Consider the following 4566-nt stretch of genomic DNA (forward strand, 5'->3'; position numbering starts at 1 on the left):
GGAGCGCGCGTGGAGGCGACGGTCCTCGGCGATCGCGTCACCTTCGAGCTGCGCCAGCCGGGCCGCCACATGTCGCTCAACGCGCTGGCGGCGCTGGTCGCCGGCCGGCTCATCGACGCCGACCTGGTGCGCATGGCCCGCGGGCTCAGCGAGTTTACCGGCGTGCGCCGCCGCTTCGACTACCACGGCCGCATCGACGGCGGGGATTTCGACGGCGCCCGGGTCTACGACGACTACGCGCATCACCCGACCGAGGTCCGTGCGGTCCTCGGCGCCGCCCGCGAGCTCGTCGACGAGGCCGGCCGCGGCAACGTCGTCGCCGTGTTCCAGCCGCACCTCTACTCCCGGACCAAGGCGTTCTCCGTGGAGTTCGCCGAGGCCCTGTCCCTGGCCGACCGCGTGATCGTCCTCGACGTCTTCGGCGCCCGCGAAGAGCCGGAGCCGGGCGTCGACGGCGCGCTCATCGCCCGCGACGTCACCGCACCGACGATCTTCGAACCGCACTTCACCAGCACGCCGCAGCGGGTCCGCGAGGTCGCCGGGCCGCACGACGTGATCCTGACCATCGGCGCCGGCAGCGTGACCATGCTCGCCGACGAAATCCTGCGGGAGCTGGGCTGATGCGGAACCTCGGCGGGGCCGCACGCGCCGGGATCATCGTCGTCGCGCTGATCGTCGTCGCGGCGATCGCGTGGGCGGTGCTGTGGTTCACCCCGGTCGCCACCGTGAAGGAGATCCGCGTGGAGGGCGTCGTCAACGGCGACGCCGCGGCAATCTCCGAGTCCACCGGGATTTCCACCGGCGAGCAGCTGGCGCGGGTGGACACCGACGCCGCCGCCCGCGCCGTCGCCGCCCAGCCGTGGGTGGAGAAGGTCACCGTCGGCCGCTCGTGGCCGTCGGCCGTGACGGTGGAAGTCGTGGAGCACGCCTCGGTCGCGCACATCCGCGCCACCGACGGCGAGCACCTGTTCAATTCCGAGGGCGTCGAATTCCTCGTGGCGCCGCCCCCGCCGGGCAGCGTGGAACTCGTCCGCGTGCCGCGGGTGGAAGACCCCGACCCGGGCAAGCTCGACCCCGATCCCAAGGTGGTTCGTGCCGTGCTCGACGTGCTGGTGGCCTTGCCGGAGCGCGTGCGCGGGGAAGTGGCCCGGGTCGATGCGCCGGGGCAGACCGAGATTTCGCTCAACCTGCACGACGGCCGGGAGATCTTCTTCGGATCGTCAGACCGGGCCCGCGAAAAGGGCCGCGCGGCGGAAATCGTCCTGGACCGCGAGGGGCAGAGCTGGAACGTGTCCAACCCGGTGGAGCCGACCCTGCGCAACTGACCGGATGCCCGACCTTCGGGATCGGCGCCCGGACTTCGCGCGCGTAACCCTGCGCTCATCACCGGTGCGGGGACGGCCGATTCGGTGCCCAACCTAGCCCTCAACCTTTACTTGAGGGTGCCGACACGCCGGGCGTTCGGTGGCGGACCTACGCCATTCCATGAACGATGATGGGGCGGACAACAAAGCCGGGAACGCAATCAAAGGAAGGGCGAGCAGAACCACATGACCTCCCCGAATAACTACCTCGCCGTGATCAAGGTCGTCGGAGTCGGCGGCGGCGGCGTCAACGCCGTCAACCGCATGATCGAGGAGGGTCTGAAGGGCGTCGAGTTCATCGCCGTCAACACGGACTCGCAGGCCCTGATGTTCACCGACGCCGACGTGAAGCTCGACATCGGCCGCGAAGCCACCCGTGGCCTGGGCGCCGGTGCGAACCCGGAGGTCGGGCGCACCTCCGCCGAGGACCACAAGGACGAGATCGAGGAGACCCTCAAGGGCGCCGACATGGTCTTCGTCACCGCCGGCGAGGGCGGCGGCACCGGCACCGGTGCGGCCCCCGTCGTCGCGTCCATCGCGAAGAAGGCCGGCGCGCTGACCGTCGGCGTCGTCACCAAGCCGTTCTCCTTCGAGGGCAAGCGCCGCACGAAGCAGGCGATGGAGGGCATCGAGCAGCTCAAGGAAGCCTGCGACACGCTCATCGTCATCCCGAACGATCGCCTGCTGCAGATCGGCGAAGAGAACATCGGCATGATGGAGGCCTTCCGTGCCGCCGACGAGGTCCTCTTCAACGGCGTCCAGGGCATCACCGACCTGATCACCACCCCGGGCATGATCAACGTCGACTTCGCCGACGTCCGCTCCGTCATGGCCTCGGCCGGTTCGGCGCTGATGGGCATCGGTTCGGCCCGCGGCGAGAACCGCGCGCAGAAGGCCGCCGAGATGGCCATCAATTCGCCGCTGCTGGAGACCACGATGGAGGGCGCGACCGGCGTGCTGCTGTCCTTCGCGGGCGGCTCCGACATCGGCCTGATGGAGGTCAACCAGGCCGCCTCGCTGGTCGAGGAGCAGGCCGACGACGACGCCAACATCATCTTCGGCACGATCATCGACGACAACCTGGGCGACGAGGTCCGCGTGACCGTCATCGCCACCGGTTTCGAGGACCGCGCCCGCAAGGCCACCGCCGCCCCGTCGCAGCCGAAGCCGGAGGCCGAGCAGCGCCCGGCGACCCTGCCGGGCGGCGACAACCTGGGCGGCGGCGAGCGCGACCGCGAGCCGGCCGCCCGCGACGAGGTGCGCGACGACCGCCGCGACGATCGTTCCGACGCCGGCTTCACCCCGCGTTCCCGCGTGTCGGGCGGCGGCCTGTTCACCGACGGTTCGCGCCGCGAGGACGACTACCGGGGCGAGCACCGCCGCGGTGGCCGCCGAGACGACCGCCGCGACGATCGTCGTCCCGCCGAGGACGACGGCCTGGACCTGCCGGGTTGGGCGTAGGCTCCGGCACATGAACCAGTCCTCCCCGCAGGGGAGCGGAACCCGCCGCGTGCGCAAGGTGCTCACCACCCGCCGCGGCGGGTTTTCCGCGTCCCCGTACGATTCCTTCAATTTGGGCGATCACGTCGGCGATGACCCGGCGGCCGTCGAGGCCAATCGCCGCCGGTTGGCCGAGGGCATGGGCCTCGACCCGTCGCGATTCGTGTGGATGGAGCAGATCCATTCCAACACCGTCACCGTCGTCGACGGGCCGTGCGACGGGCCCGTTCCGGCGACCGATGCGACGGTCACCACGGTCCCCGGCCTGGCGCTGACGGTCCTGGTCGCGGACTGCGTCCCGGTTTTGCTTTCCGACGACGGCGCGGGCGTGATCGCCGCCGTCCACGCCGGGCGGATCGGCGCGCGCAACGGCATCGTGGCGCGGACGGTGGAGAAGATGGTCGACCTGGGGGCCTCTCCCGCCAACATCCACGCACTGCTGGGCGCCGCCGCGGGCGGCGAATCCTACGAGGTGCCCGAGGAGATGGCGGCGGACGTCGAAAAGCACCTGCCGGGGTCGCGGACGAAGACGGCCAAGGGCACCCCGGGCATCGACGTGCGCGCGGGCCTGATGCGCCAGCTGCACGGACTGGGCGTGACCAACATCAACGCCGAACCGCGCTGCACGATCTCCGAGCCGGACTACTTCTCCTACCGGCGCGAAGGGAAGACGGGCCGGCAAGCCGGCGTCGTCGTGCTCGTCGAGGAGTAGTTTTCCGGCCGGGCGTGTCGGCCCGGTGATCCCCGGCGGCCCGGGTACCTTTGTGAGCAGCACCGCACCACCAACCACGACATGCAAAGGATGAACATGTCCAACATCTCCAGGAAGTTCTCCGACTTCTTCGGTCTGACCCCCGCCCAGGACGACGCCGACTTCGGCGACCGCTACGAGCGCGACTCGTACGAGGACGATTACCGCCCGGCCGGCCGTTACTCCGACGATTACGAGGACGAGTACCGCGCCTCCGGCCGCGGCTACTCCCGTGGTGCCGGCATCCGCGACTACGACCGCGACGATCGCGCCGACCGCGACCAGGACCGCGACGACTCCTACAGCCGCCCGCACCTGCGCCCGCTGGACCGCCCGGTCGCCCCGTCCGTGCACCACATCACGCCGAAGACGGAGTTCCTGGACAAGTTCTCCGAGGCCAAGGTCATCGGCGAGAGCTTCCGCGACGGCGACATCGTCGTGTTCGACCTCGTCGACCTGGAGCCCGCCGAGCGCAAGCGCTACCTGGACTTCGTCGCGGGCCTGGCTTTCGCCCTGCGCGGCCGCATCCAGCGCACCGAGGGCGGCGCCGTGTTCACGCTGCTGCCGGAGGGCGTCGAGCTCTCCGACGTCGAGCGTGATCGACTGTCCGTCTAAGCTCTAGGCGTGCAGACTTTCTTCGGCATTCTCCTCATCGTCGTCCAGCTTTTCACGTACCTGCTGTTGGCGCGGATCGTCATCGAGATGATCCAGTCCTTCTCGCGGTCGTGGCAGCCCGGTCGCGCCTTCTCCGTGGTGGGAGAGGTGATCTTCACCCTCACCGATCCGCCCGTCAAGGCGCTGCGGAAGGTGATCCCGCCCATGCCGATGGGCGGCGTGCAGCTCGACATGTCGGTGCTCGTGCTCTTCTTCATCCTGATGATCATCCGCATGGTGCTGGTGGGCGTCGCGTTCTGACGCCGACGTGAACCGGCGGGCCACCACTCGGTGGCC

General features: G+C 69.9%; 6 protein-coding genes. All 6 read left to right on the forward strand.

Annotation, left to right across the window (positions count from 1 at the left end; genetic code table 11):
• Nucleotides 1–621: cyanophycin synthetase (locus GX015_RS10980; RefSeq protein ID WP_291345126.1), on the forward strand; the 621-nt coding region annotated here is incomplete at its 5' end.
• Nucleotides 621–1325, forward strand: a complete 705-nt coding sequence (locus tag GX015_RS10985) for an FtsQ-type POTRA domain-containing protein (RefSeq protein ID WP_291345127.1) — start codon at nucleotides 621–623, stop codon at nucleotides 1323–1325. The genes GX015_RS10980 and GX015_RS10985, both read left to right, overlap by 1 nt.
• Nucleotides 1326–1550: 225 nt before the next feature.
• Nucleotides 1551–2825: a cell division protein FtsZ gene (ftsZ, locus tag GX015_RS10990; RefSeq protein WP_291345128.1), complete on the forward strand. Its 1275-nt coding sequence runs from the start codon at nucleotides 1551–1553 to the stop codon at nucleotides 2823–2825.
• A 10-nt stretch (nucleotides 2826–2835) separates the two neighbouring features.
• Entirely contained in the window at nucleotides 2836–3576 is a 741-nt protein-coding gene (pgeF, locus tag GX015_RS10995; protein ID WP_291345130.1) for a peptidoglycan editing factor PgeF, read from the forward strand.
• 96 nt (nucleotides 3577–3672) lie between these two features.
• Complete coding sequence (gene sepF, locus GX015_RS11000) at nucleotides 3673–4230, forward strand: cell division protein SepF (protein ID WP_291345132.1); 558 nt, start codon at nucleotides 3673–3675, stop codon at nucleotides 4228–4230.
• 9 nt (nucleotides 4231–4239) lie between these two features.
• Nucleotides 4240–4530, forward strand: a complete 291-nt coding sequence (locus GX015_RS11005; RefSeq protein WP_291345134.1) for a YggT family protein — start codon at nucleotides 4240–4242, stop codon at nucleotides 4528–4530.
• The last annotated feature ends 36 nt before the right edge of the window (nucleotides 4531–4566 follow it).

It is taken from the genome of Corynebacterium sp. (assembly GCF_012837295.1).
Classification (GTDB): domain Bacteria; phylum Actinomycetota; class Actinomycetes; order Mycobacteriales; family Mycobacteriaceae; genus Corynebacterium.

Coding starts and splice junctions, on each gene's coding strand:
- GX015_RS10985 (WP_291345127.1), top strand. CDS start 621: ATGCGGAACCTCGGCGGGGCCGCACGCGCCGGGATCATCGTCGTCGCG.
- ftsZ (WP_291345128.1), top strand. CDS start 1,551: ATGACCTCCCCGAATAACTACCTCGCCGTGATCAAGGTCGTCGGAGTC.
- pgeF (WP_291345130.1), top strand. CDS start 2,836: ATGAACCAGTCCTCCCCGCAGGGGAGCGGAACCCGCCGCGTGCGCAAG.
- sepF (WP_291345132.1), top strand. CDS start 3,673: ATGTCCAACATCTCCAGGAAGTTCTCCGACTTCTTCGGTCTGACCCCC.